The organism is Pseudoalteromonas sp. 2CM36K (assembly GCF_023161865.1).
Lineage (GTDB): Bacteria > Pseudomonadota > Gammaproteobacteria > Enterobacterales > Alteromonadaceae > Pseudoalteromonas > Pseudoalteromonas tetraodonis.
On record NZ_JALNTK010000009.1, the window covers coordinates 102,264 to 124,416 of the forward strand.

At 42.1% G+C, this 22,153-nt stretch carries 18 protein-coding genes and 1 tRNA gene; 4 read left to right on the forward strand and 15 right to left on the reverse strand.

The features are described from left to right. Positions 1–13: 13 nt before the first annotated feature. From MTN97_RS07605 to MTN97_RS07625, 5 genes are all read right to left on the reverse strand, one after another. Positions 14–454 (reverse strand): PaaI family thioesterase, encoded by a 441-nt coding sequence (locus MTN97_RS07605; protein WP_036984080.1) that lies wholly within the window; start codon positions 452–454, stop codon positions 14–16. Positions 455–481: 27 nt separating this feature from the next. After that, positions 482–934: a GNAT family N-acetyltransferase gene (locus tag MTN97_RS07610; RefSeq protein WP_248474073.1), complete on the reverse strand. Its 453-nt coding sequence runs from the start codon at positions 932–934 to the stop codon at positions 482–484. Positions 935–1,056: 122 nt separating this feature from the next. Beyond that, a complete protein-coding gene (locus MTN97_RS07615; RefSeq protein WP_248474074.1) occupies positions 1,057–2,064 on the reverse strand; it encodes a zinc-dependent alcohol dehydrogenase family protein in 1,008 nt (335 codons plus the stop codon). 46 nt (positions 2,065–2,110) lie between these two features. Further along, complete coding sequence (locus MTN97_RS07620; RefSeq protein WP_248474075.1) at positions 2,111–3,118, reverse strand: zinc-dependent alcohol dehydrogenase family protein; 1,008 nt, start codon at positions 3,116–3,118, stop codon at positions 2,111–2,113. A 74-nt stretch (positions 3,119–3,192) separates the two neighbouring features. Continuing rightward, on the reverse strand, positions 3,193–3,951 hold the full coding sequence (locus tag MTN97_RS07625; RefSeq protein ID WP_069440052.1) for an SDR family oxidoreductase: 759 nt from the start codon (positions 3,949–3,951) through the stop codon (positions 3,193–3,195). A 159-nt stretch (positions 3,952–4,110) separates the two neighbouring features. Between MTN97_RS07625 and MTN97_RS07630 the strand changes: the two genes are divergently transcribed. Next, entirely contained in the window at positions 4,111–5,004 is an 894-nt protein-coding gene (locus MTN97_RS07630) for a LysR family transcriptional regulator (RefSeq protein ID WP_248474076.1), read from the forward strand. A 520-nt stretch (positions 5,005–5,524) separates the two neighbouring features. Here the strand turns inward: MTN97_RS07630 and MTN97_RS07635 are convergent. After that, positions 5,525–6,739, reverse strand: coding sequence for a type II toxin-antitoxin system HipA family toxin (locus MTN97_RS07635; RefSeq protein ID WP_248474077.1), 1,215 nt, complete (start codon positions 6,737–6,739; stop codon positions 5,525–5,527). Next, on the reverse strand, positions 6,732–7,052 hold the full coding sequence (locus MTN97_RS07640; protein ID WP_000122829.1) for a helix-turn-helix domain-containing protein: 321 nt from the start codon (positions 7,050–7,052) through the stop codon (positions 6,732–6,734). The genes MTN97_RS07635 and MTN97_RS07640 overlap by 8 nt, the downstream gene beginning before the upstream one ends. Before the next feature lie 906 nt (positions 7,053–7,958). On the opposite strand from MTN97_RS07640, the gene MTN97_RS07645 reads away from it, so the two are divergent. After that, on the forward strand, positions 7,959–10,616 hold the full coding sequence (locus MTN97_RS07645; RefSeq protein WP_248474078.1) for an ATP-binding protein: 2,658 nt from the start codon (positions 7,959–7,961) through the stop codon (positions 10,614–10,616). A gap of 3 nt (positions 10,617–10,619) precedes the next feature. Here MTN97_RS07645 and rimI read toward each other — a convergent pair whose 3' ends face one another. The 5 genes from rimI to guaB all read right to left on the reverse strand — a co-directional run bounded on the left by rimI (position 10,620) and on the right by guaB (position 14,793). Next, positions 10,620–11,084 (reverse strand): ribosomal protein S18-alanine N-acetyltransferase, encoded by a 465-nt coding sequence (gene rimI, locus MTN97_RS07650; protein ID WP_248474081.1) that lies wholly within the window; start codon positions 11,082–11,084, stop codon positions 10,620–10,622. Then, positions 11,071–11,355, reverse strand: coding sequence for a hypothetical protein (locus MTN97_RS07655; RefSeq protein WP_138627174.1), 285 nt, complete (start codon positions 11,353–11,355; stop codon positions 11,071–11,073). The genes rimI and MTN97_RS07655 overlap by 14 nt, the downstream gene beginning before the upstream one ends. Before the next feature lie 63 nt (positions 11,356–11,418). Continuing rightward, positions 11,419–11,495, reverse strand: a tRNA-Trp gene (locus MTN97_RS07660). Positions 11,496–11,640: 145 nt separating this feature from the next. Beyond that, positions 11,641–13,218 carry a glutamine-hydrolyzing GMP synthase gene (gene guaA / locus MTN97_RS07665; protein ID WP_248474079.1) on the reverse strand — a complete coding sequence of 526 codons (1,578 nt, stop codon included), beginning with the start codon at positions 13,216–13,218 and terminating at the stop codon, positions 11,641–11,643. 105 nt (positions 13,219–13,323) lie between these two features. Further along, a complete protein-coding gene (gene guaB / locus MTN97_RS07670) occupies positions 13,324–14,793 on the reverse strand; it encodes an IMP dehydrogenase (RefSeq protein WP_036981532.1) in 1,470 nt (489 codons plus the stop codon). A gap of 134 nt (positions 14,794–14,927) precedes the next feature. On the opposite strand from guaB, the gene xseA reads away from it, so the two are divergent. Next, positions 14,928–16,262, forward strand: coding sequence for an exodeoxyribonuclease VII large subunit (xseA, locus tag MTN97_RS07675; RefSeq protein WP_069439769.1), 1,335 nt, complete (start codon positions 14,928–14,930; stop codon positions 16,260–16,262). A 15-nt stretch (positions 16,263–16,277) separates the two neighbouring features. Here the strand turns inward: xseA and MTN97_RS07680 are convergent, their stop codons facing one another. The 3 genes from MTN97_RS07680 to MTN97_RS07690 all read right to left on the reverse strand — a co-directional run bounded on the left by MTN97_RS07680 (position 16,278) and on the right by MTN97_RS07690 (position 20,873). Continuing rightward, entirely contained in the window at positions 16,278–16,922 is a 645-nt protein-coding gene (locus MTN97_RS07680; RefSeq protein ID WP_069439768.1) for a hypothetical protein, read from the reverse strand. A gap of 17 nt (positions 16,923–16,939) precedes the next feature. Continuing rightward, positions 16,940–17,758 (reverse strand): serine O-acetyltransferase, encoded by an 819-nt coding sequence (gene cysE, locus MTN97_RS07685; RefSeq protein WP_010387694.1) that lies wholly within the window; start codon positions 17,756–17,758, stop codon positions 16,940–16,942. 232 nt (positions 17,759–17,990) lie between these two features. Then, entirely contained in the window at positions 17,991–20,873 is a 2,883-nt protein-coding gene (locus MTN97_RS07690) for a pitrilysin family protein (protein WP_248474080.1), read from the reverse strand. A gap of 249 nt (positions 20,874–21,122) precedes the next feature. Between MTN97_RS07690 and MTN97_RS07695 the strand changes: the two genes are divergently transcribed. Beyond that, the gene (locus MTN97_RS07695; protein WP_214552525.1) at positions 21,123–22,079 is read left to right on the forward strand and encodes a methylenetetrahydrofolate reductase; all 957 of its coding nucleotides are present in this window, start codon (positions 21,123–21,125) and stop codon (positions 22,077–22,079) included. The last annotated feature ends 74 nt before the right edge of the window (positions 22,080–22,153 follow it).

A 22,153-nucleotide genomic window follows, 5' to 3' on the forward strand; every position in this document is an offset into this window, starting at 1 on the left:
AGCTTTCAGAGAGTTAATTGTTTTTAATATTCTCACTTCGTTCCGATGTATAGGGCGGTATAGAGTATGTACCCACAACATGTGCTACTAAATCACTCACCCCCTCAGAGTACAGAGAAACCTCCCCAACCACGAGAGTACGGCCGACTTTTATCAGAGAACATTCCGCAATGATTCGCTCATTTGCCGATGGCTTACGTAAGAAGTTGATGTTAAGGCTAGTTGTTACTGCCAATGGCACGATGCCAATTTTACCAAGTATCGCCACATAAAGTGCCACATCAGCCACACTCATTAAAACAGGCCCCGAAACCGTTCCGCCAGGACGTAATTCATCCTGACCTACATGATGAGATACAGTCGCTCCACCGTTGCCCACTGCTTCCACAACGCATTTGCTTTGTGGAAACTCCGATTTCATGAAAGCGATAACTTCTTCTTTTGTAGCTGTCATTGAGACTCCTTAAATATTTATTCACGTTTATAGGCACCTGGTGAAGCGTTGCTCCAAGACTTCTATACCCCATTTTGAGCCTAGCTTCTCTTCCACCAATGCAAAACCCTGACTTTCGTAAAGATATCGAGCTGCATTAAGCCCTGAAAAAGTCCATAAGTTGATTTGGACGAAACCCTGAGCATCGGCAAAAGCTAATGCAGAATTGAGAAGCTGTTTACCTAGTCCGAAACCTCTTAAAGAGTCGTCCACAATGAACCATTGTAAATGTGCTCGATTATGCCCAAGATCTTCACCATCAATGGCAACAGAAGCTGGAATTTTATCGTCCCGTTTGATCGTCCAAATCTCATTGCTTGGGTTATCAAGCCTTCCAATAAATTCCGCCACGCTACTCGCCACTGAACATGCAAATTCCCGACCAAAATCAGCCACTGTCGCGTAATAATGGGCATGCATCTGCGTAACACGTGCAATCAAAATGAATGTCCCTAATCTGATCGTAAGATTCTGATTTAGTTCATTCGATTTCCGCAACAAAGCCCACGCTAATTATTATCAGGCACTGACTGAGTTGAGAGACTAGCGAAAGCTACGAACTGCTAATCAAGTTCGACCACTATTTTACCAATCTGCTGATTGGACTCCAGATAGTGATGCGCTGCCACTATCTCTTCAAATTTAAAGCTTCGATCAATGACAGGCTTGAGTGTTCCTTCGGATAAACCCGAGTGGATAAATTGCTTTGCTCTGCGAGAACGCTCGATGTCTTTTATAACTTCAGTAAACACATACCCCCTAACTGTCAGACTTTTACGAAGTGCTATTTTTAAGGGAAAAGGGGTTGTTTCAGGACTTAATGCTCCGTGTACTATTATTGTTCCTTCAGGGCTCATTGCATCAGCAATTTCAGCTATCTGCGGCCCACCGACAGCATCAAATGCGATTTTTAAATTGTTTTCTCCCAAGATGCTTCTCAAGCTATCCAGTAGCGGTTCTTCTTGGGTTGCAATCACATGGGCCGCGCCAGCCTTAAGCACAGCAGCCTTTTTAGCTCCTGTTAGAGTTGTAGCGATAGGGATACCCCCCAGAGAATTCACAATTTGAATCGCAGCCAATCCAACACTGCTCGATGCGGCGGTTATCAGTACTGAATCTCCTTTTTGCACGTTAGCAATTTCGACCAAAGCGCCATAAGCTGTCAGGTACTGCATCCAAGCTGCTGCGCCTTCAGCAAAGGTTAGCCCTGCGGGTTTGAGTGCCACATATTCACTTGGTACGACAATCTCTTCTGCGTAGCAGCCATTCTGAGAAAGACCCATCTGAGGGACAATACAAACCTCGTCCCCAAGGCGTAAATGATTTACCTCTTCCCCGACTTCAATGACTATCCCGGATGCTTCATAGCCGATTCGTGAAGGGAAGTCAGCCTTTTCTATATAGCTGCCTCGCCTAAACATGGCATCAGCACGATTGAGCCCAACAACTTTGACCGCAATACGTACATCAGTGGCCTGCAAACTTGGACTCGCCAGCGAGTCAATAGTTAATACCTCGGGGCCACCTAGTTCATGGAAACGAACAGTTCGAATTAGTTTTCTTGGGCTCATATGCATCCTCAACTATGACTTTTTAAGTAATTACAACAATGACTTTTTAAGCAATTACATCAATAACTACTTTACCCATGGACCCCAACTCTACAGCATTATGTGCATCCATTGCCGTGTCAAGGGAGAAGCGTAACGGATCGAGTATTGGCTTAATTTGTCCAGCTTCAACTAGAGCCGTAATTTTCCGCAGAATGTCACCATGATGTTTGCGCCCCTCTCCGCTGAGCTGTGGGTGTAACACAAAAATCGCTGACAATGTTGCAGAGCGTAATGACGACGGTGCCAAGTTATGTGAGCTGAATGCAGCACAACTTAAAATATGTCCATAATGTGCAATGATATCTAATGAGGCATCGAGTACAGAGCCACCGACAGTGTCGTAAATGATATCGAATCCTTTGCCTTGGGTGTATGCGTCCACGTAGTCAGCAGGGCTTACAGTGTGATAATCAATCGGCGTGGCACCAAGCGCCTTGACCAGTTCTTGTTTTCCAGTCGATGCAGTGGCATAAACGTCGGCACCTAAGGCCTTAGCAATTTGCACAGCTACATGTCCAACTCCGCCAGCTCCACCTTGGATAAGGACTTTCTGGCCCGCTTTAACATTCGTCTTGTCAACCAAACCTTCCCAAGCGGTAAGTGTAACCAGAGGTAAAGCCGCAGCTTCACGCATGGACAAATTTTTCGGTTTGAGAGCAAGTAACTCAGCATCTACGTTGGCATATTCAGCCAATGATCCTTGCAATCCTCGCACTCCGCCAGTCAGACCATAAACTGCATCGCCTACTGCAAAGTCGGTGACGCCGTCGCCGATAGCAACAATTTCTCCAGCTAAATCGGTGCCAAGTACTGCGGGTAATTCCGGCATGGCATAAGGAGCGATACCTTGGCGGATCTTGTAATCAATAGGATTGACGCCACTTGCAAATATTTTTACTTGCACCTGACCTGCTGATGGAGAGGGTAAGTTAATCAGGGCATCCCGGAATACTGTACCCTCTTCATAGCTATCTAATACCAAAGCACGCATTTGTCTGTTTAACGCTGTCATCAATAACCTCACAAACTGAATATTCAGCGGGTGGTTAAATCACCCGCTGGTTAATAGGTCTTTTATTAAACGAATTAAAACTCTTGAACAGTTGGGCGCAGAACAATCTCGTTTATATCCACATCCGCAGGCTGCTCAATTGCGTATGCGATAGCACGAGCAACAGAGTCAGATGGAATTTCATTTTGCTGATAAAAATCTTTTACAAAGGCTGCACCCTGAGTATCTGAGCTTCCATGTTTTAAATCAGATTCGATTGCACCTGGTGAAATGATTGTTGAACGAATTTTACCCCCAACTTCATGACGTAAGCCTTCGGCAATAGCGCGAACAGCGAATTTGGTTCCGCTATAAACCGTGCCACCGGGACTAAATACTTTGACACCCGCTACGGATGAAATATTGATAAAGTGGCCTGTTCCCTGAGCCTGAAAAATCGGAAGCGCTGCGGCTACTCCATACAGCAGACCTTTAACGTTGATGTCAATCATGCGATCCCATTCGTCAACTCGAGTCTCAGCTAACGGTGCAATCGCCATTAACCCTGCATTATTGATAACCACATCAACTTTACCGAAGCGCTCTTGTGCAAGATTTACAAGGGCCTTCACTTCGTCCTGGCTAGTCACATCTGTCGCTTGAACCGCAACTTTTCCGCCTGCTGAGCGAATGTCAGCAGCAATAGCTTCAAGCTTCTCGATACGGCGGGCACCTAACACTACTGACGCACCAAGACTAGCCAGATATCTTGCTGTTGTTTCGCCCAAACCGCTGCTACCACCGGTGATAACAACGACTTTACTGCTGATGTTGTTTGCTAAAACACTGCTCATAGTTAATATCCTCAAATCAGTTGAATGAATGAATCTGTCTAAATAACAAACAAATTATTACTTACCTTCAGAAATTAATAAATGGAAAAGTTTTAATTTCACAATTCCTAAAAATGGAATAGTATTAATGTATTCATATCAAAACTGAATGTGACTGTGATGCTTAACAGATTAGAAATGCTCCGGATATTTTGTACTGCTGCTGAGTCCAGCAGCTTTAAAGAAGCGGCTAACCGTCTGGGAATTTCTCCTCAGGCAGTGACACGAGCAGTGAAGGAGTTAGAGCGATTGCAAGGGGAGCTTTTATTTCATCGAAATACTCGACACATACAAGTGACCCTGGTTGGAGAAAAATTTGCTGTGATAGCAAAAGAACGCCTGCGCGCTGTAGATGAATTGTTTCAAACAAGCGCCCCTAACTCGGGTAATGAATTACAAGGGCGGGTTCGTATCGCAGCGCCTGTTGGTTTTGGTCATAAATGCTTAATGCCAGTATTACTGGAACTCTCAACAATACATCCTCAACTGGATATAGACCTGACACTTAGTGACGAGCGCGTGGATGTAGTTGACGAAAAAATAGATATTGGGATTCGTATCGGCTTCATGAGAGATAGCCGATTTATTGCCCGCCAGCTCACCAAAATTAATATGTATGTCGTGGCTTCGCCTGAGTTAATAAATAAAGTGGGAAAGCCTGCGTCTATTGAAGATCTAAACCACTTGCCGGCTACAGGGTTAGTAGATCGCAATACGGGAAAGCTTTGGCCATGGATTTTTTCCATGGACAGACAGTGGATGCCATCCATAACACGTTTTCGAAGTGCCGACACCGAAGCTGAATTAATGGCTATACAAAATGGACTGGGGTTTGCTCAAATTCCTGACTTTTTGGCCCAAGACTTATTACGCCAAGAGAAACTGGTGAGAGTGTTAGAAGAAGTCGAGCCTGTGCCTTGGGATTTATATATTTATCGCCCTCAACGTGGTCCAGTACCACCACGTATTCGATTGGTTTTTGATCACTTGGTGTCAAGATTGAGTGGCCGCTAATGGCACATAAGTAATATTCATAAAGTGCGAATACTACATTAGCTCACTTTACTGCAAAAACCGTAACCAATGTCTTCATTGAGTCACCAGGAATCATAACAAAGTGCATTTTGCTACCAACATGCTGCCATGTTCTGAATCGTCGGAACAGGATTCACATCAAATGCGCCTGCCAAGCCCTGAACTTACTTGTTTTTCGCGAACGGACAAGAAGAGCTTGCCACAAACGGCTTTGATACCACTATTGAGCCATCACTTCGTAAGATGTTAGAAAAGGGGTTACCTGGTGCGCTACTGCTGTCATCTGCATTCTCCTGAAAATCAATGTAAAGCTATCATCGCCTGATTCATCACTTGTTGATGGTCAGAAAGATGCATGATTTGTTCAGAAGATCAGCCTTATCAAGACACCGGTATCATTGTGCGGTTTACCAAATTTCCAGTTTACGGCGAAAAGCGCCGTAAAATCGCATAAAGTTAAACCATCTTTATCGATATGTATGCTTTAGCTACTAGTAATTCAACGTAGCGGTATGCTTCGTAAGTGCGTTTCGATGGCTTCAATCACTGTCTTAGTGAGGGGTAAATGCGCTTTTTCTTTCGCCCATATCTCATGGAAGCCTGCTACGGTTTGCTTTGCGGTATCTAACACCAACTTTTCTGGTAACATGGCTTTAGCCGCGAAGTGTGATAATTCATCCAACGTGAAATCGCTGAATTTCTTGCTACGGCTCACCTTAAGCGATGCACTATCATCGGGGATATAAGGAATGGTTGAAACAAAGTCATAAGCAGGTGCAATAGACGCGGTGCGCTTATCTTTGTAGATCACAGACCAATTCTTCAAATGCATATCAGCATTACCAATTAGAGTATTGAACACCAATCGGCGAGTAAATTCAGCAATGTCTTCGTCTTGCCCTTCAATACCGATAACATGAGCAATATTCCGCATACTAGCTTTTTTGTATTTATCTTGAGGATAAACGCCAAACACTTGCGCAAAGTCCTCAATGTGAACAGCTTGACCATCTGCACGGTCAAAACGCTTAATCACAAACGCACTGTCACCAAATTTGCCAATGCCATTTGGGATATTAGCAATCCGATTAATAGGGAGTAGCTGCGTTTCTGGCACGTCCATTCCCAACATTCGAGCCAGTTCCATCATCGAATATTCATTTTCTGGCACAGCTTCAAATCGAGACGACGGCAATTTTACAATCCAAGAACCACCTTGACCGGTTGCTGGGATCGTCAAACCGCCATTTGCCTGCTGCACAGCTGAAAACTTCAATTGCACTCCCGCTAATGAAAAACGCATTGGCCCATCTGTTTTCGTTTCATCTTCTATGTCTTGATGCACACTAGGTGGTAAAGCTTCACCATCCGCAGGCACAACCGTGATTGCGCCTGCCAAATCCTGTCCCAGTACCCACAATAGAAAAAACTCCCGCGCTGGATTAACACCGGCACGCTCTGCCAGGTAATTTCGCATGGTTTCTTCTGGCAAAAGGTTAGAGAAAAACGGGGTTAACTTGGTTTGGGTCGGTTTGAAGCTAGTCAGCAAGCCACCTAGCGAATCTTTAAAGCCAAGCCCTAACACAGGCCGTGATTCGTCATTAATGTACGAATCCATAAAGGAAAAAATCGTTCTGTCATTGCCCACGTTGGTGATCGTTGCAATGGGTTCACCGTAAAGCAAAACGTTGAGCGTAGAGACATGGTTAGTCATCGTCGTCTTCCTCTAACTGATAGGCGGGCGACATTGGCTCACCCTCGTCGCTGATGCCGTTAATACCTTGTCCACTTCGAATGATCGACTTGATGGCAGGTACAGATTTTTTAGGCGCAACCAATAGCTCTAGGTCTAGTACACGGGCAAGTGCAATCAAACTGGATATTCTTAAATCAACACTGCCAGACTCGATTTTCGAAATATGGCTTTGAGGCACCCCCGAACGAGCACTTAACTCTCTCTGGCTAAACCCCTTTCGTACCCGAGCTTCTCGAAGACTTTCTAGTATCTGCTCTGTTACATAGCTCATTACGATACGCCTTAATGCATCACTTAAGAATAATTATATACAAAAACATATCACAGTAACTCAAATAACACAAATTCGATTAGCCATTACATATCAAAAGCCATGAACTGATACATAATTATATATAAGTAGAAGGAGATTTTTGTCATCGACAAAAGAGCGATACTCTCGCTGATAATCGCGAACTGACGCATCAAACTCCCTAAGTACTTTTGTCGCTCAGCTCATATACAGCAAGGCCTAAAGAAGAACTCGCGTCAACCCCAGTAACGACAAGGCCTACAGCCAGGTTTGTGTCATGGAATTTTCGCCAAAGACCTCTAAAACGGAATTTGTACTCAAGTTTGTACACACTTCCCGAGGTTACGCTTGAACATCATTGAAAAGCAAAGAAACGAGAAAAAGACAAAAAGCCTTTAAATTCAGTACGTAGAGATGTGATTGTGGTGTGCAATGAAAGGTGGTTTTAAGCGTTGAAAGGCTGGGCGGCATCAGGATGCGAGATGATCGCAAAGGTACGGCGTTTATTAATTTCGCTAAGGAGATTTTGGTCTGCCATTAAAAAGGCTCTTTTTGTTGATATACGGATGTATTTGTATTTTAGTATGCTGAGCTTTCAAGGCTAAAAACAAGCTAACCTAGAAAGCGCAACATACCCCAACAAGAACCCAAATTAGCTCTTGTGACGCTATCCGTAAAGTTAATCGTAATTGAAGACTACCTTCGCTGATCTTGGCGCTATAAACAATCAATGGTTAGTTATTAACGGATCTTTTTTAAGTTTGGTGTTTTCAGCGATTATTAACAATAACGCTATAAATTGCCCACTAACTTAACACCAAGCTTGAGTAATAGTGCTGTAAATCATACTATTGGTCGATTAAATGGAGGATTTGATGTTGGGTAATGAAAACCAGTAAGCTAAGTATTCGATTATTATGGTATATAACTCCACTGGTTATACTGCCGTTGTTATTTTTAGGTGGGTTTACGCTCACTAATGTAACTAACTCTACGCAAAAACAAGCTGACTTGATCATGAGTCGCTTTGTAGAGCAACAACAGCAAAAAGTATTCAACTATATAGACTCTTTTCATGCAACGGCTAAGTTACTCTCTGCCTCACCGGTACTAAGTGACTTTTTAGCTAAAGGTTTATTTGAAGACGCCAGCTATACCTATCGCCTTGGCGCGTTAATGGATGTATTTGCCAGTTACAGTGAAGCCTACCCTGATATTATTAGTATTAATTTAGTCTCAAAAACCGGTGAAAGTGATGCCTATTACTCCAGTAATTTAACTGTCGCGCCAAAGTCTTATCCGTTTTTTGATCAAGTTAAACAAAGTAATTTAAGCCAGCAGCAGTTTATGGTGCAAAAAGAAGATGGCACCACCAACTTATATTTTGTGCAACGCATATACAGCGTTGACTACTATTTAAAACGCCCACAACAACTTGGTTTTATTGTCCTTAAGGTCGAACCTTCGATTTTAAACACCAGTATTTTAGAAGCCCCTTATAACAATACCTTAAATTTACTACTCGCCAATGATGGTAAAATTTTATTTAGCTCTGATTATAAAATGCGTGGCCACTATGTTAGTGAGTATGAACTTAATAAAATTAATGACCTAGCTGATATTGGCAGCTTATCAACCATTGAGTTTTCGAGCGTTGATAAAGTAGAACGATTGATTTTTGCAGCCCAAATGAGTGGCGGCTACTATTATGTGTCGACCATTCCTAAAGCGGTACTGTATCAATCAGGTAAAGCAATTAGTGTCATCACCGGGCTAATTGTAATTATTTCTGTGATCACCCTACCGATCTTAATTTTTATTGTGGTACGCAATTTACTGCTTAACCCAATTGAATTACTAGGTGAAGCAAGTCATCGCGTTGGTGATGGCGACCTCTCAGTCACACTGCCTGCTTATACTACCGATGAGGTGGGCATACTGTTTAACGACTTTAATCACATGATTAACCAAATTAAGCATTATCAGCAGCAACTAGAAGAATATAAGCATCATTTAGAAGATAAAGTAGAGAGTCGTACTAAGGCACTTGAATCAATGAATAGTAAGCTTGAAACCGCCATCGCCCAAGCAGAACAAGCAAACCAGCTTAAGAGCCGCTTTTTAGCCAATATGAGTCATGAAATTCGCACTCCGCTTACAGCTATTATGGGATTTACAGAGCAACTACTGCATAGCGAAAAAGCAACCAATGACAAACATCATTTAGGCACTATTCTACGTAATTCAAAACATTTGTTAGAGCTTATTAATAACATTCTCGATCTTTCAAAAATTGAAGCCGAAAAACTGGCGGTTGAGCAAACGCCGTTAAATGTTGTACAACTTATTCATGATGTTGAATCAATCATTAAACCTTTAGCGCAAGAGAAACAGCTGTCATTTACGATTAATTATTCGCTACCTTTGCCGCATACCATAAATAGTGACGTTACTCGTTTAAAACAAATACTGATTAATATTGCCAGTAACGCAGTTAAATTTACTGAGCAAGGCCAAGTAACAATTACGGCAAAGTTTCAAGCACCAAAAATTCTTACATTTATAGTTGAAGACACCGGTATAGGCATGTCGGCAAACCAAATAAGTCGATTATTTACGCCATTTGAACAAGCTGATGCCACAACCACACGCCGATTTGGTGGTACAGGATTAGGGCTATGTATTTCAAAAAATTTGGCTCAACTGCTCGGTGGCGATGTCAGCGTAACCAGTGAAGTGGGTGTGGGTAGTTGCTTTACTATCGATATAGATTGCCATTTAGGTAATGGGCTTAGTAGTAACCTTTTTTTGACTGAACACTCTCAGCTATCACCCGAAAAAGACCCGCAACTTTCTTTTGCAACCAATAACTTTGATGCGCATATTTTAGTGGCAGAAGATAACCCCGATAATCAGTTGCTGATAAAATTACTCCTTCAAACATGGGGGTTAGAGCCTGATATAGCCAATAATGGCGCACAAGCAGTAGAAATGGCACTAGTGAACGACTATCAGCTTATAATCATGGATATGCAAATGCCGGTTATGGGCGGCTTAGAAGCAACTAAAATGCTCAGAGATGCCGCCTACGATGGCCCAATTATCGCCCTGACCGCAAATGTCATGAACCATGATATAGATACTTACCTTAAAGCAGGCTGTAACAAAGCGCTGGCTAAACCCATTGATAAAGACGCACTAGAAAATGTATTAGTCAGCTATTTACACCTTGAACGCGATAATCAAAATAAGTGGGATAGCTTATTAAAAAGTGAGAAATTTCAGCAAATAAATGCTAATTATTTGGCAAGTTTACCTGATTACTTAAAGCAGATAAAAACCCTTTATAACAACCAAGATTGCGAAACACTACGCGCACTTGCCCACAGTATTAAGGGCAGTGCTGGTTGCTTTAACTTTGATGATATTTACCATAGCGCATCAGCGCTTGAGCAAAGTTTAAAAGGCAATGATATGACTCAAAGAGAAAAACGCGTTGTAGAACTCATTACAGCAATAGAACAAGCCATCGCTAATAAGTAATCATTAAAAATTTAAACCCAGTGCCATGCCCATTAAAATCGCATCTTCAAAGCCATTTTTATTGGGCGCATCGCTGGGGTAATAATTTTTACGCACAGACATTTCAGTAAAGCCTGCGCGTTCATACAAAGCAATCGCCCGCGTATTAGACTCTCTCACTTCTAAAAATAAGTTTTCGGCACTATGTTGCTCGCCATACGCTATAAACTGCGTTAATAACTGCTTAGCAAACCCTCGTCCCTGAAAGCTCGGGGCGACACAAATGTCCATTAAGGTAAAATCGGGCCCTGCTTTTTCACCAATGTAAAAGCCTATCATTTGCTCATCATCGAACGCAGCTAAATTAAAATAGCGGCCCTGCAAACACGACTGCATTGTTTTTAACGTCCAAGGGTGTGTATGACAGGCATTTTCAATGGCCATCAGCTCATTGATATTATCATCACTAACCGACTTAAAGTGTATCAAGGTGTTCACTCATTAAAGCCCATAACGCACGTTTTTGCGCACAGGTTAGGTTTGAATCAGGCAGGCCTAATTGTTGCTCACTAAACTCAATGATTGGCGATTTAACAATTGAGTTTATTGTTACAGGCGCAAAGGCACGCTCAATATCATTTTTTAATGTATCACAGAGTATTAACGATGAAGTCGCTGACAACTCAGCTTGAGCTGGGCGAAAGTGTTGATTAAGTTCAAGCTTTTCTATACCAAAAACAGATGCGTAACGTGAATGCATAACAACTCGATGGATTAGTAAGAGAATAATATAGGAAGTAATCAAAACAATGTAAAGAAGAGATGGCAGGGGCGGAGAGATTCGAACTCCCAACCGTCGGTTTTGGAGACCGCTGTTCTACCAATTGGAACTACGCCCCTGCAATGACGATGAATTATAAAGACCTTTTGACAAAGGTAAAGTAAAAAATCAACTTTTTGGTTTGTTTGCTTTTTAAATAAACAAAACGGCGAATTAGCATGCTAATTCGCCGTTAGTTATTACGAAATTACAGTAACAGGAGGATTATTCCCATTCGATAGTGGCAGGTGGTTTACCTGAAATATCGTAAACAACACGAGAGATACCGTCGATTTCGTTAATGATACGGTTTGAAACCACACCTAAGAATTCATACGGTAAATGTGACCAACGCGCAGTCATAAAGTCGATGGTTTCTACACAACGAAGTGAAACAACCCAATCATACTTACGTGCATCGCCCATAACCCCTACCGACTTAACCGGTAAGAATACAGTAAACGCTTGGCTTACTTTATGATAAAGCTCTGCTTTGTGAAGCTCTTCAATGAAGATAGCATCAGCGCGGCGAAGTAAGTCACAGTACTCTTTTTTGATTTCGCCAAGTACACGCACACCTAAACCTGGCCCTGGGAATGGGTGACGGTAAAGCATGTCGTACGGTAAACCTAGCTCTAAACCAATTTTACGTACTTCATCTTTAAATAACTCACGTAATGGCTCTACTAAACCCATTTGCATATCATCTGGTAAGCCGCCCACATTATGGTGCGATTTAATTACGTGTGCTTTACCTGTCGCTGAAGCTGCTGATTCGATTACGTCAGGGTAAATTGTACCTTGACCTAACCATTTTGCGTTTTTAAGCTTTTTGGCTTGCTCATCAAATACATTAATAAACGTGTGGCCAATGGCTTTACGCTTATCTTCTGGGTCTGATTTACCTGCTAAGTCATTTAAAAATTGGTCTTCGGCATCTACTTTAACAATGTTTAAACCAAACTTATTGCCAAACATGTCCATTACTTGCTGGCCTTCGTTTAAACGAAGTAGCCCGTTATCAACAAATACACAGGTTAGTCGCTCACCAATAGCACGGTGAATAAGCATAGCCACAACCGATGAATCTACACCGCCTGATAAGCCTAAAATAACTTCGTCTTCACCTACAGTTTCTTTGATACGTTCAATGGCGTCATCAATTATTTTTGCTGGCGTCCATAATTTTTCACAACCACAAATATCAATAACAAAACGCTCTAGTAAACGTTGACCTTGATGTGTGTGCGTTACTTCTGGGTGAAATTGTACACCGTAAAAGCGTTTTTCTTCGTTAGACATTGCCGCATGCGGGCAGGTAGATGTTTTAGCTGTGGTTTTAAACGTATCTGGAATTTCCATTACTTTATCACCGTGGCTCATCCACACATCTAGTACGCCATTGCCGCCATCAGTAATATGATCTTCAATGGCATCAAATAATGCACAGTTACCCACTTTTTCAACTTGTGCGTAACCAAATTCTTTTTTATCTGAACTATGTACACTGCCGCCAAGCTGCGTTGCCATAGTTTGCATGCCGTAACAAATACCAAGTACTGGAACGCCTGCATTGAATACATACTCAGGAGCACGCGGGCTATTTTCAAGCGTGGTTGATTCTGGGCCACCAGAAAGGATAATACCTTGTGGGTTAAACTCGCGAATTTGCTCTTCGGTTACATCCCAAGCCCAAAGCTCACAATAAACACCAATTTCGCGCACGCGACGGGCGATTAACTGCGTGTATTGTGAACCAAAATCTAAAATGAGGATTCGTGAATCGTGAATGTCTTTGCTCATGAAGTATCTCGTAAAGTCAGGTGCTAAACGCCACCAGCTAAAGCTGCGTGACTATATTAGGGCTAACAAAGGTTAGCCCACTTTTTTCAAGTTGTTAAAGGCTGATTAGCCTAAACGGTAGTTCGGTGCTTCTTTAGTGATTTGCACATCATGAACATGCGACTCACCCATACCAGCAGAAGTTACACGTACAAACTGTGGTTTAGTGTTTAGCTCTTCGATTGTGGCACAACCGGTTAAGCCCATTGCACTGCGAAGACCACCCACTTGTTGGTGAATAATGGTTGCAATTGGCCCTTTGTAAGCTACACGACCTTCAATACCTTCTGGTACTAACTTGTCAGCTTGGTTTGATTTTTGGAAGTAGCGATCTGATGACCCTTCTTTTTGATCCATCGCACCTAGGCTACCCATACCACGGTAAGACTTGTAGTAACGACCTTGATAAAGCTCCACTTCACCTGGCGCTTCTTCAGTACCCGCTAGCATAGAGCCAACCATTACACACGATGCACCCGCAACCAATGCTTTTACAATATCACCAGAAAAACGAATACCGCCATCAGCAATCACTGGAATATCACGGCCTTTAAGGCCTTCAACCGCATCAGAAATAGCTGTTATTTGTGGTACACCACAACCGGTAACAATACGTGTAGTACAAATAGAACCTGGGCCGATACCTACTTTAACAGCATCAACACCGGCATCTGCAAGCGCAATAGCACCTTCGGCAGTTGCCACGTTACCCGCAACAATTTGTAAATCAGGGTAAGCTTGACGAGTCGCTGCAACACGGTCAATAACACCTTGTGAGTGACCATGAGAAGTATCGATTAGTAGTACATCAACACCGGCTTCAACTAATGCAGCAATACGCTCATCAGTACCTGCGCCAACACCTACCGCAGCACCTACACGTAAACGACCTTGCTCGTCTTTACACGCGTCTGGTTTGTCTTGTGCTTTTTGGTAATCTTTTACGGTGATCATGCCTTTAAGTTTAAACGCATCATCAACCACAAGAATCTTCTCAATGCGGTGTTCGTGCATTAAGCTTAAGATATCTTCGCGAGCCGCTCCCTCTTTAACCGTTACTAGGTTTTCTTTTTTCGTCATCACTGTTGAAACCGGCTGTTCAAGCTTAGTTTCAAAGCGCATATCACGACTAGTTACAATACCTACAAGGTTATTTTCGCTATCGGTGACCGGAAAACCTGAGAATCCCTTTTCCTGAGACAGCTCAACGGCATCTGCAATTGTCAGATCGGCAGTTACTGTAACAGGGTATGAAACAATACCCGCTTCATAGGTTTTAACTTTACGAACATTTTTCGCTTGTTCTGCAATGGTCATATTTTTATGAATAAAACCAAGACCACCTTCCTGCGCGAGGGCAATAGCTAAACGAGCTTCTGTAACAGTATCCATAGATGCTGAAATGAGCGGCAAGTTAAGTTTGATACCACGCGTTAAGCGAGTTGAAATATTTGCCGTATGTGGCAAAACAGTAGAATGACCAGGTACTAAAAGTACGTCATCAAAGGTAAGAGCTTCTTTAGCGATTCTAAGCATTTTGGCAACTTCTCACATGTGGATCTAAGATAAGGAATTGCGGCCAAATTTTAACAGCGTTGTGGGCACTAGTAAATAATATTTTGTATTTATTTATGATAAGCTAGATTTATAAATGTTTTTTGGTAGTTTTTATGTTTTCTAAGCCCTCGCAAACGGTTTATACCGTATCTCGCCTTAATCGTGAAATACGTGCCTTACTTGAACAAGGTTTTGCGTCTTTAGTACTCACTGGTGAAATTTCTAACTTTATTGCGCCTGCTTCTGGGCATTGGTATTTTTCGTTAAAAGACGATAAAGCGCAAATTAAAGCCGCCATGTGGCGAGGCAATAATCGCAACCAAAGTTACCGACTAATTAACGGCGCACAAGTAACCGTTAAAGCACGTGTATCTTTGTACGAACCCCGTGGTGACTACCAGCTTATTGTTGAACATATGGAGCCTGCCGGCGAAGGGCAACTTAAGCAAGAGTTTGACGCGCTAAAAATGCGTTTGGCTGCAGAGGGCTTATTTAGCTCCGCCTATAAAAAACCCCTACCCCAAAACATAAATCGCATAGGGGTTATCACCTCACCTACAGGCGCCGCAATCAAAGATATTTTAACCGTACTAAAACGTCGTGCTCCGCAATTAGAAATCGTTATTTACCCTGCGATGGTGCAAGGCAAAGAAGCGCATGGCCATTTAATCAAGCAAATAGAGCTGGCAAATTTACGTAATGAAGTCGACGTTATCATTCTCGGACGCGGTGGTGGTTCATTAGAAGATTTATGGTGCTTTAACCATGAACAACTTGCTCGTGCTATTTATCAAAGCTCGCTGCCCATTGTGAGCGCTGTTGGCCATGAAATAGATACCACAATTAGCGATTATGTCGCTGATGTACGCGCCGCAACCCCTTCTGCAGCCGCAGAGCTCGTAAGCCCCAATACACAAGAGCTACATAATAGGGTTAATCAGTTAATTAATCGTTTAGCGAATGCATTTAAACACGACATTGCCGATAAACGCGCACAAGCCATACAGTTGCAGCATCGCTTAAATTTATGTCACCCGCGCAATCAGCTAAACCAAAAATCACAACGCTTAGATGAGTTGAGTATTGCACTGCAACAGGCAATTCGTCAGCGTTTATATCAACAAGAACGCGTGTTAGCTAATTTAACACCCAGACTAATGCGCCAATCACCAGATAAAAAGCTAGCAAATGCAAACCATCAGTTAGCCCAGCTCCATGCAAGGTTACACCAAGCGATGCAGCATCAACTGCAACAAGCAAATAACACCCTTGCCTTACAGGCGAGTCGGCTTGATTCGGTTAGCCCCCTTAATGTATTAGCGCGCGGTTACAGCATAACGAAAACGGCGCAAAATAAAGTGGTTAAATCAGTGGAAGATGTAAAAGTGGGTGATGTGTTGACCACTGAGTTAGTAGATGGTCAGGTTATTTCAAAGGTAGAAGCTTAGCCATATTGCTAAGCGCTAGCCTTGTGTACTAACAGTAAACTCAATACGGGCATCGTTAGATTGAGATGCACTGAGTTTAAATTGCTGCCACCAAGGTTCAAGGTGAAGCTTATCGTTTAGCTCGCGCCATAATTTAGCTCCATAATTAACGGCATGTTGGTTTATGGTAAGCTCAAACTTACAAATTGTTTGCTTACACTTTAGCGCTGTAAGCTCAGCGCTATCTGCAAACTCATTAATAATTAAAAAGTCAGTTAACGCGACTTCAAGCTCGTAACTCCATTCGAGATTATCAGCCTCATGCTCAAACTGTATTGCGAGCTCATCATCAAGCTCTACACTTTCTAATTGATTTAGCTTTAGCTGTTGTTGAGATTGCTTAAGCTGGATTGATTTTTTTTCAAGCCGCTGATTAAGCTCAACCACATGTTGTGCTAGCTGAGTTTGTTGATCAGCCGCATGGGCTTTATTAACCTGCACTAAACCTTGCAAAGTAGTTGCTTGATTATTGACTTGAGTGCTAGCCGAAGAGATTACTGGTTGTTTGGGCGCTAAGGAAACACGTGTGGAATCTTTAAAAAACAAAAAGTAACCACTTGCTAACGCCACGCCTGAAGAAAAACAGAGCAGCATAGCCACAATGTTACTTTTATATATCATTTCTAGGTACTCAAAAATTAAAGCATTGCACTGGTGTGCGATTCGTTTTCTGGCTCGGGGTACTCTAAAAAGTTTTGGTTCATACTCTCTGCCGGACACTCGCAATCAGGACGACCAATAATTTTTGCAGGTACACCAACAGCGGTAGTATGAGGTGGCACAGGGCTTAGTACCACAGAGCCTGCACCAATACGTGCGCCCTCGCCCACTTCAATATTACCCAACACTTTAGCGCCCGCACCAATAAGTACGCCCGCTCTAATTTTAGGATGGCGATCGCCTTGCTCGTTACCCGTACCACCTAATGTAACCGATTGTAATATAGATACATTATCTTCAATCACGGCAGTTTCGCCAATTACAATACCGGTAGCATGGTCAAACATAATGCCTTGGCCGACTTTACAGGCAGGGTGAATATCAACCCCAAACACCTCTGAGGTACGGCTTTGAATAAAGCGCGCAAGCTCTTTACGATTTTGTTGCCATAAGCAGTTTGCTAAACGGTGTGCTTGTATCGCGTGAAACCCTTTTAAATTTAAAATCACGGTAAGATAGGTTTCGGCCGCAGGGTCACGATCTTTTACCGCTTTAATATCATGAGCAACATGTGTCAGCATCCGGTCACACTTTACAAAAGCTTGGTCAAACAGCTCACGGATTGTAAAAGCAGAAACCACAGCATCAGCTAGTTTATTAGCAACAATAAAACTCAATGCCGACCCTAAGCACTCATGATTTAAAATACACGAATACACATGGCTCGCTAAAAGGGGTTCACGAGTTACTACTTCATTTGCTTCGCTACGAAGCTGTTGCCAAATTTCATGACGCATAATAATGCCTTAAGATTAGTACAAAGAGCCTAAGGCCAATTCTAACGGATTTAGCCGCCTAGGTGTTAATCCCTTCGTTATTTGTTCTGGTTATTAGATATAACCAGTTAAATTTCAGGCTTATATTACTTTTTTCAAGTCATGTCATATGACAGCTATGCAGATTTAACCATTTATAAAATGCCCCAATGCTTACGACACAGGGGCATTTTTTTATATTTAAGAACTTAAATTATTGAAATACTTTATCCACCTTTACTACTTCAATATTTTTTGCAGGAATTGCCAGTTTATAATCAGCAATTACCTTATCTTCAGCCACTAACTCGGCAGGCTTATCGGTGTTATACACCATAGGCGAGGTTTGCATAGTTGCTAAACGTTTTTGCATATCTTCACCATCACCGGTAACAAACACATAGTGAATATTCTCAGTTTGTAGGTTGTCTTTAATCACTCGATTTACATCGCCAACAGTCAATGTTTTCAGTTTGCTTGTGACGTAGTTTACAAAACTATCGGTGTTATAAAACTCGCTATCTAGCGCATAACCTAACTGGCGATTTTGACTAGCAACCATTTGTGGCACAAAGTTAATTAAAAAGTTACGTGTGGCTTCAAAATCTGCCTCGGTCATACCATTTTTAATTAGCTTATCTAGCTCAAATAGTGCGGTACGGGTAGCAAAATGCGCATCGTTGTTTGAGCGCAGTGGACGCAACCACACTTGGAATATTTGCTCAGAGCGCCCTAAGTTTGCATCCGGTTTAGTTTGAAACATACCTCTAGGGAAGTATTCAATATAGGCGTAATCACCGTAATTCATACCACGTGTTTGACGAATACGTTCGTACAAGTAACTGTTAGAACTGCGATGCTCACCAAAGTACGAACGCACTAGCCACAATGCGGTCCAGTCTTCGCTGCTACGAATGGTATCAATAGGAAACCCGAACGACACAGCCGTTGATTGCGCTGACTTTTCAACAATTGTTGCATGATGACCTTTAAGCACTGGCGCATCAGGGATTGTTAAGCGGCTTTGTTCGCCTTTTGGAAGTGTCGCCAAGTCAGCTAACATTTGTGCTTTAAGTTTTTCAGGCACAGCACCAATTAAACCCACAGTAAGTTTAGCTTGTGTAAGTTCAGCATTATAAAACGCTTTAACATCATCAAGAGTGAGCGCTTCTAAGTCAGATAAGTCACCGTAGTTATAGCTTTCATAAGGGTGGCCTTTATAAAGCACACTGTAGAGCACTTCTTTACCCAACTCTTCGTCGTTAGAAGCTTTTAAACCCGATTTAATGCCATCGATCATTTCTTTTTTCAGACGTTTAAAGTCATCTTCTCTAAAGCCTGGGCTTAACAGCTGCTCACTCACTAAAGCATACCACTGAGCTGCATTATCTTTATGAATACGCCCTTGGAACGACAGCATTTCTTTATCTATTTGATAACCAAAACTACCCGCCAGCGGGTACATTGCCTTTTTAATTTCTTTGTAACTCATTGAGGTTGAGCCACCTTGCGCCAGCATTGCGGCAGTGAGTGCTGCCACGCCTTTTTTACCCTGCGGATCGGCAGCCGCACCGGTATTAAATAATAAGTTAATATCGATTAACGGCGAGCTATTAGTTTTATCAAGCACGTTAAAGATAGGCTTACTCGGTGCTTGCTGATATTTTGCTACCAAGGCATCTAAATCGCTTTCTTGTTCAAAACCAGGGGCTTTATCAAGTGCCGACATAGTAATTGTGGTGCGCGCATTATCAACAAAGTACTTATTGGCAATGGCTCTAATATCTTCGCTAGTGATATTGTCTGCCGATTTATACAGCTGGTTAATCACCTCAGGATCGCGCTCAAAATGCATATAGCTGGCAAGGGTAGAGGCAATTGCTTGCGATGAATCTAAACCATTTATAAAGCTGTATTTAAGATTAGACTTTAAATCGCTGAGTTTTTGGCTATCAACCAACTCGGTACGCGCTTTGGCATACGTACGGTTTATAGCATCACGCACTGTGGCTAAATCATCGGCATTTTCAACTTTTACAAATACATGCAGTAACCCTGGATCTTTAGTTTCAGGGTTATAGGTAAACATTTGACTCGCGATTTGTTTTTCTACTACCAGCTCTTGGTAAATATCTGAATTGCTCGAAAAATAAAGCTGCGACAGTAAATCTAATGCGGCTCTGTCTTTTTTCTGAGGCTCCCATGCAGCGCCTTTATACGACACAAGTAGCCAGTGTCCAGGTAACCCCTCGTTTTGCTCATGCACATATTTTGGCGCTTGCTGAGTTGGCTCTTTTGGAATATCAGCAACATAGTCGCCTTTTTGCCAGTTACCCCAGTGTTTTTTAACCATCGCCATGGTCTGTTTTGGATCAACATCACCAACAATTACAAGCGATACATATTCAGGCTTATAAAACTTATCAAAAAACTCTTTACCGTAGGCCATTTGATCTGGCATGGCTTCAATATCTTCAAAAAAGCCCATAGTAGTGTGTTTATAGGTATGTTTATCGAACGCTTCTTGGCGTACCGCACTTAATAATTTACGAATTGGACTGGCATTATTTTTTAAGTACTCGCCTTTAACCGTTAGCGCTTCCGTTCTAAATTGCTCTTCGGTGTAGCTTAAGTTTTGAAAAATATCCGCTTCAATCTCAAGTACTTTATCAAGATGCTGTTTTGAAAAATTTAAGTGGTAGTTAGTGTAATCGTTAGTTGTGTAGGCGCGGTTATCAACTCCAGAATTTTTTAAAATATCTGAATACACATCTTGCGGAAACTTTTCAGAGCCTTTAAACATCATGTGTTCAAAAAAGTGAGCAAAACCAGTTTTACCTGCTTCCACTTCATTACGCGAGCCAACAGATACAGGTATTTGTAGCGATACTACATCTGGGTAATCGGTTTTAACTACCATCACACGTAGGCCGTTATCTAGCTCTTCTATTAGGTAATCTTGTGAAAAAACACGCTCATCTGCTTTATTAACTTGTTCTTGTTGAGCTGCTGTTTGCGTGTTTTGACTTTGCTGCATAGCACAACCTGTTAAGGCCAGCGATACCGCTAGGCTAGTTGCCAATAATTTAAATTTCATTGTTATCCCTTTTTAAATCGAGCAAATTTGTTGTTGTATTAAAACATTTACCAAACTAAGTATGCCGTAAAGTAATTAAATATAAGAGCCCTAAGCCTATTAATTATGTAAACAACTGTGTCAGTTATTTAATTTAACTATGAAAATAATTCACGTTAGTTGAGAAATTTTCAATAAATAAATCTATCTAGACGTCTAAATGGCTGCTATATTAAATCCATCATTACAAATTAAGCTGGAATGGGGATTATGGCTTTATCACTTCAAGAAAAAATACAGGACACCAACCAAGGTGTTTACCTAATTGGCACAACACCGCCAAAAATTGGGACTGATAAAGCGCAATTAAAAGTCATTGCCGAAAAGTTATTAGGCCGTTTACACGAAATTGAATATGACGGCGTAATTATTTATGACATTCAAGATGAAAGCAGCCGTACAGAGCAAGCGCGTCCATTTGCATTTAAGCAAACAGTTGATCCGCGCGAGTACAGTCAACTCTTACGAGGCTTATCTGATCTTGATGTAATTACTTATAAAAGTGTAGCTCAGCGCGGTGTGAGTGAGTTTAAAGCGTGGTTAGATGAAACTAAAAATGACTACGATTTAAAAAACGTGGTGTTAGTGGGTAGCCCTTCATCAGCAGGTGATATAAAGCTGAGCTTACCGAATGCCTACAAAACTCTGGCAGAGCAGTCTGAAGACTTCTTTTTAGGTGGTGTAACCATTGCTGAGCGCCATGCCAATAAGCGCAACGAGCACCAACGCTTAATAGAAAAAACAGCACAAGGGTGCCAGTTTTTTATCTCTCAAGCCGTGTACAACGCACAAGCAACCATAGATTTAATAACCAGTTATGCGCGCACATGCAAAGCACAAGGCCTGACACCCAATCGGATTATATTAACCTTTACGCCTTGTGGTGGTGAAAAAACCTTAGAGTTTATGCAGTGGCTAGGTATCTCAGTGCCAGAGGCAACTAAATGGCGCATGCTTGATTCGGAAAATACGCTAAGCGAATCGGTGCGTATTTGTCGCGAAAACCTCGACTCAATTTTAAAAAGCTGTGCTCACTTAGGTGTGCCACTGGGTTTAAATATTGAAAGCTTAACCAACCGTAAAGAAGAAATTGACGCGTCCATTAATTTATACCGATTGTTAAAGGCAATCATGGAATTAAACCTAGCTGAAAAGCAAATTGCTTAGCTTCGGGGTTCGGGGTTCGGGGTTCGGGGTTCGGGGTTCGGGGTTCGGGGTTCGGGGTTCGGGGTTCGGGGTTC

Bases quoted from the DNA above. Each gene is read 5' to 3' on its own strand.
- MTN97_RS07615 (WP_248474074.1), bottom strand. From the start codon at position 2,064: ATGAGCCCAAGAAAACTAATTCGAACTGTTCGTTTCCATGAACTAGGT.
- guaB (WP_036981532.1), bottom strand. From the start codon at position 14,793: ATGCTTAGAATCGCTAAAGAAGCTCTTACCTTTGATGACGTACTTTTA.
- MTN97_RS07620 (WP_248474075.1), bottom strand. From the start codon at position 3,118: ATGACAGCGTTAAACAGACAAATGCGTGCTTTGGTATTAGATAGCTAT.
- xseA (WP_069439769.1), top strand. From the start codon at position 14,928: ATGTTTTCTAAGCCCTCGCAAACGGTTTATACCGTATCTCGCCTTAAT.
- MTN97_RS07695 (WP_214552525.1), top strand. From the start codon at position 21,123: ATGGCTTTATCACTTCAAGAAAAAATACAGGACACCAACCAAGGTGTT.
- MTN97_RS07630 (WP_248474076.1), top strand. From the start codon at position 4,111: ATGCTTAACAGATTAGAAATGCTCCGGATATTTTGTACTGCTGCTGAG.
- MTN97_RS07625 (WP_069440052.1), bottom strand. From the start codon at position 3,951: ATGAGCAGTGTTTTAGCAAACAACATCAGCAGTAAAGTCGTTGTTATC.
- MTN97_RS07645 (WP_248474078.1), top strand. From the start codon at position 7,959: ATGAAAACCAGTAAGCTAAGTATTCGATTATTATGGTATATAACTCCA.
- MTN97_RS07655 (WP_138627174.1), bottom strand. From the start codon at position 11,355: ATGCATTCACGTTACGCATCTGTTTTTGGTATAGAAAAGCTTGAACTT.
- guaA (WP_248474079.1), bottom strand. From the start codon at position 13,218: ATGAGCAAAGACATTCACGATTCACGAATCCTCATTTTAGATTTTGGT.
- MTN97_RS07690 (WP_248474080.1), bottom strand. From the start codon at position 20,873: ATGAAATTTAAATTATTGGCAACTAGCCTAGCGGTATCGCTGGCCTTA.
- cysE (WP_010387694.1), bottom strand. From the start codon at position 17,758: ATGCGTCATGAAATTTGGCAACAGCTTCGTAGCGAAGCAAATGAAGTA.
- MTN97_RS07680 (WP_069439768.1), bottom strand. From the start codon at position 16,922: ATGATATATAAAAGTAACATTGTGGCTATGCTGCTCTGTTTTTCTTCA.
- MTN97_RS07635 (WP_248474077.1), bottom strand. From the start codon at position 6,739: ATGACTAACCATGTCTCTACGCTCAACGTTTTGCTTTACGGTGAACCC.
- MTN97_RS07640 (WP_000122829.1), bottom strand. From the start codon at position 7,052: ATGAGCTATGTAACAGAGCAGATACTAGAAAGTCTTCGAGAAGCTCGG.
- MTN97_RS07605 (WP_036984080.1), bottom strand. From the start codon at position 454: ATGACAGCTACAAAAGAAGAAGTTATCGCTTTCATGAAATCGGAGTTT.